This window comes from Methylomagnum sp. (assembly GCF_054333355.1).
Genome location: NZ_JBTEKS010000354.1, coordinates 1 through 4,558, shown reverse-complemented (window position 1 = coordinate 4,558; position 4,558 = coordinate 1). Strand labels below are relative to the sequence as shown.

5 protein-coding genes and 1 pseudogene are annotated in these 4,558 nt (G+C 61.9%); 5 read left to right on the top strand and 1 reads right to left on the bottom strand.

Annotated features, from left to right (window positions below):
* Positions 1 to 515 precede the first annotated feature (515 nt).
* The 5 genes from ACXWUF_RS19080 to ACXWUF_RS19060 all read left to right on the top strand — a co-directional run bounded on the left by ACXWUF_RS19080 (position 516) and on the right by ACXWUF_RS19060 (position 3,519).
* Positions 516 to 860 (top strand): ArsR/SmtB family transcription factor, encoded by a 345-nt coding sequence (locus ACXWUF_RS19080; protein ID WP_458496168.1) that lies wholly within the window; start codon positions 516 to 518, stop codon positions 858 to 860.
* Positions 857 to 1,300 (top strand): rhodanese-like domain-containing protein, encoded by a 444-nt coding sequence (locus tag ACXWUF_RS19075; RefSeq protein ID WP_458496167.1) that lies wholly within the window; start codon positions 857 to 859, stop codon positions 1,298 to 1,300. Before ACXWUF_RS19080 ends, ACXWUF_RS19075 begins: the two co-directional genes overlap by 4 nt.
* A 60-nt stretch (positions 1,301 to 1,360) precedes the next feature.
* Positions 1,361 to 1,828, top strand: a complete 468-nt coding sequence (gene secB / locus ACXWUF_RS19070) for a protein-export chaperone SecB (RefSeq protein WP_458496166.1) — start codon at positions 1,361 to 1,363, stop codon at positions 1,826 to 1,828.
* Between the two features lie 10 nt (positions 1,829 to 1,838).
* Complete coding sequence (locus ACXWUF_RS19065) at positions 1,839 to 2,840, top strand: NAD(P)H-dependent glycerol-3-phosphate dehydrogenase (protein ID WP_458496165.1); 1,002 nt, start codon at positions 1,839 to 1,841, stop codon at positions 2,838 to 2,840.
* A gap of 304 nt (positions 2,841 to 3,144) precedes the next feature.
* The gene (locus ACXWUF_RS19060; protein WP_458496164.1) at positions 3,145 to 3,519 is read left to right on the top strand and encodes a hypothetical protein; all 375 of its coding nucleotides are present in this window, start codon (positions 3,145 to 3,147) and stop codon (positions 3,517 to 3,519) included.
* A 73-nt stretch (positions 3,520 to 3,592) separates the two neighbouring features.
* Here the strand turns inward: ACXWUF_RS19060 and ACXWUF_RS19055 are convergent.
* Positions 3,593 to 4,558 (bottom strand): annotated as a pseudogene (locus tag ACXWUF_RS19055) (hypothetical protein); the annotation flags it as partial.

The following is a 4,558-nucleotide window of genomic DNA, read 5'->3' as shown; positions in this document are numbered from 1 at the left end:
CGGCCGGGTCCGCCGCCCGCGCGGCGGACCCGGCCAAAATCAGCCCCGCCGCCGCGAGGACGCGGGCGGCATTGGTTGGGATCAAGCGGGATGGATCAGAAAGCTTCATGCCGGAAGCGCAAGCCCTGTTCTCGGTGGGCGGGCCATGTGTTGATGGCACCTAGCCCGGCTTCGATCAAGGGTTTGCATTAGAAAGGCTATGGGGCAGAAAAAATCCTGGTGGCTCAATGGAGACGCCTCGGAATGGGTCATCTCTGCGCCGGATCGCCCCTGGCGTCGCGGCGCTTGGCCCATTCACCGCCGAAACCAGGCCAACGCATGGGGGCGACGGGTTTAGGCCAATTCGAGTTCAACGTATAATCCACCGTTCTGTTAGGCTAAACGCGGGCGAGGGCAGGCAGCCCCTCGCTTGGCGCGGCTGAATTTCCGACTACGATTCTAAACCTTTTCCGGGTGCCCGTCGTGTGCCGCCGCACTCCAAACAGCGAACACAATCTTACATGGCGAGGCCTGCAATGACGCATCCCCAGGAGGACGAAACACTCATCACGGAAGATGACGATATTGCCCAGGCGGCCCATTGCCTGAAAGCTATGTCTCATCCGTTGCGGCTCAAAATACTTTGCATTCTGGGCAACAACAAGGTCAGCGTCCAAGAAATCGTGGAACATGTCGGCACGACCCAAAGCAATATTTCCCAGCACCTCGGGATATTGCGGGACAAAGGCATTCTCGCCTGTAAGAAGGACGCCAATCGCGTGTACTATTACGTGGATGACGAACGCACCCTGCAATTGATCGGGTTGATGAAGGAAGTGTTCTGCCATCACCGAGACCCCCTATCCAATCACTCAGCATGAACGTAACACCAGACCGGCTTTTGGAATTCATCGGCAACCACTGGATCATGGCCAGCGGCTTGTTCATTTGCACCATCCTATTGATTCAAGACTTGTTCGACAGCGCGTTCAGGAAGCACAAAACGGTGTCCCCCATGGAGGCCGTGGTCCTGATGAACGACGAAAACACGGTCGTGGTGGATGTGCGCGAGACCCATGAATTTTCCCAAGGGCACATCGAAGGCGCCCGGCACATTCCCCTGGGCAAAGTCGAAGAACGCGCCCACGAGCTGGAGGCCTATAAGGGCAAGCCCGTGATCGTGACCTGCCAATCCGGCACCCGCTCGCCGACGGCCTGCAAGAAGCTTTCCGGCTTGGGCTTCACCCAGATATTCGAAATGAAGGGCGGCATAATCGCCTGGGAAGAAGACAAGCTTCCGGTCACCAAGAAACGCAAGTAACCGCGCCCGCCACTTCTTTTTACGCTCCTTCCCTTAAACCCTCACCCTTAAAGGATCATCATGGCCGAAGAAGTTAATCAGGCCGAACGCCAGTTCGGGCTGCAAAAGATTTATGTCAAAGACGTTTCCTTCGAAACCCCCCATTCCCCGGAAGTCTTCACCCTGCAATGGGAACCGAAGATGGAGTTCAACCTGGCGAGCAACGCCCGGCAGCTTCAGGACGGCGTTTTCGAGGTCAACCTGACCGTGACCCTGACCGCCAAGGTGGGCGACAAGACCGCCTATCTGGTCGAGGTCTGCCAGTCGGGCATTTTCTCGGCGGCGGGCTTCTCCGACCAGGAATACGGCCACCTGCTGGGCGCCTACTGCCCCAACCTGCTGTTCCCCTATGCGCGGGAAACCGTGTCCGACTTGGTCGTCCGGGGCGGCTTCCCCCCCATGCTGCTGGCGCCGGTCAATTTCGACGCGCTCTACGCCCAGCATCTGCAACAGGCCCAACAGCAGGCCGAGTCCGCCACCAGCCACTGACCGTCCCCGCATGGCAAACGTATCGGTATTGGGCGCGGGCTCCTGGGGCACCGCGCTCGCGATACTGCTGGCCCGGAACGGACACCGGGTCAGCCTGTGGGGCCACCACCCCGAGCACATCGCCGCGCTCCGGGCCGAGCGCCGCAACCGGCGCTATCTGCCCGACGCGCCCTTCCCCGACAATCTCACCCCGACGGACGATCTGGCCCTCGCGGTCATGACCGCCGACATCCAACTCGTCGTTGTCCCCAGCCACGCCTTCGCGGGCTTGCTGAAAACCATCCAGCCGCACCTGCCCGCCCACGCCAAAATCGCCTGGGCCACCAAGGGCTTGGAGCTTGAAACAGGCCGACTGCTGCATGAAGTGGCGGGGGCCGTGCTGGGTTCCAGCGTGCCGACCGCCGCGCTGTCCGGCCCCACCTTCGCGGGCGAAGTGGCGGCCAACCAACCCACCGCCATCACCGTGGCTTCCCAGCAAGCCGAGTTCGCCGCGCTCCTCGCCAACCTGTTGCACAACAATCGGTTCCGAGCCTACACCAGCGAGGACATCGTGGGCGTGCAATTGGGCGGCGCCGTCAAGAACGTCCTCGCCATCGCCGCCGGTGTGGCCGATGGCCTAGGCTTCGGCGCCAACGCCCGCGCCGCGCTCATCACCCGTGGCCTCGCGGAAATGATGCGGCTGGGCCTGACCCTGGGTGGACAGCGGGAAACCCTGATGGGCCTCGCAGGTATAGGCGACCTTATCCTCACCAGCACCGACGACCAATCCCGCAACCGCCGCTTCGGGCTCGGGCTGGGCCGGGGGGAAACGCGGGAGGCCGTGGTCGCCCGCATCGGCCAGGAAATCGAGGGCATCCACACCGCCAAGATCGTCCACCAACTGGCCCTTCGACACGGCATCGACATGCCGATCACCGAGCAGACCTACCGGGTTCTGTACGAAGGGCTGCCGCCGCTGGAGGCCGTCAATAATTTGCTGCTGCGGGAACCGAAGTCGGAACGGCTGGGGTAGGCCAATATGAAGCTGCTCATATCAGAAAAAATCAGAACCAAGCTGGCAAACAAGAGTCCTCCTGTAAGCCGCGATGAGTGAGCAATGCTTCGCCACCTGGGACCGCAAGGTTTTGGAGGGCACGCGGGATCAAAACCGCACAATTCCGCCCACATAGTGGTTTATTTCAGACATCTTTATGAGGCGCAAATTAAAGGTGGTTTTTGTTTTATTAGCGGACGGCACCGTTGCGGTCAAGACCGCCTACGACCCGAACAAGGACGAGGCTCGGATTTACAACAAATACGCATGAGGAACTTGAGCCATGAATAACGCGGCCATCGTCGAAGCCATCGAAAACGACAACCGCTGGGACGCGGGCGAATTGGGGCAGGATGAAAACGCGGTTCGGGCTGTTAATCTGACGCCGGAGCAGCAACAGGCCATAGATGACGCACTCGACTTGCGGATCATTTCCATCCGCCTGCCAAATTCACTCGTCGAGGACTTCAAGTTTCTTGGCGACTTCCACGGAATTCACTACCAAACGCTTATTCGCCAAACCTTGGCGCGTTTTGCCTCGGCTGAAATGAAAAACATGGCGCGGAAAGCGGCAGACGCACAAATCAAGGCAACGCGCCAAGAGGCCAGCGAATCCACCGCTCCGAACGGCCATGGAAAGCGACATAAGGCGGCTTAATCCGTCCTGAGCGAGCAACGCGCCTCCCTTATCTTGGGAGGCGCCGCAATAGCCCGCCCGTCATCGGCCCCACCTACAAACACACCGCCCGCTCCAACCGCCGCAAAACTCCCTCCGGCTCCGCCACGGCGAGGGCAGCAATGGCATCCGCCCGTGCCTGACTGTCCGCGACGGCGTAGATACGCAACTCGTCGGCATTGCCCGAGGGCCGCAGATGGGCCACATCGCCATTGCCGAAATAAATGCGCACGCCGTCCACATAATTGATGGCGGTGATTGCCCCGAACCCCGCCTCCGCCCCGAAGAACCCCGCCAGCGCGTCCCGGATGGCGTCCATCGCCGCAAGCTCGGCGGCGGGCACCGCCAATTCCCGGCGCGACTCATCCAGCGCCCGCGTCCCATCCGGCGCGAATGTCGCCTCCCGGATTGCGGGATTAACGGGTGAAAAGCGCTCGATGATTCGCACGCTACGCGCCCTCGGGAATTCCTTGATGAGCGCGGCCCGGCTGTAGCGCTTCGGCAGACGGGCGAACAGCTCGGTCAAGCGCACGCCCCGCGCCCTCGCGGCGGACAGCACGGCCACGATGGGCAACACCGCGTCCCGCGTGGGCAGCGCCGTCAGGGTTTGACCGGCGCGGCGGATGTCGGAGCCGGTCAGGAAGCCGCCGTTGGCCTCCCAGCCGCACACCGCCTGTTTGCCACGGGCACAGGCCACCTCCATCCCGGCGATGACGAAGGGCGAACCGATGCGGGTCTTTGGCTCCACCATGTCTTTCAAAGCGCCCCGGTCGATGGCGTCGTTGCAACTGATGGGCACGACCGCCGCGTCCGCGCCTAGATATTCCGCCGTGACCATGCCCACCAAATCGCCGCCGAAGAACCGGACCTTCCCGTCCTCGACCCCCAAAATCAAGGGCCGGTCGCTGTCGCCGTCGGTGGAAACCACCGCGTCGAGGGGACCATGGGCGGCGGCGACCTCATCGTGGAGCGCCTGGACCGTGGCGAGTTGTTCCGCGCCGATGTTCTCGGTGTCGATGGG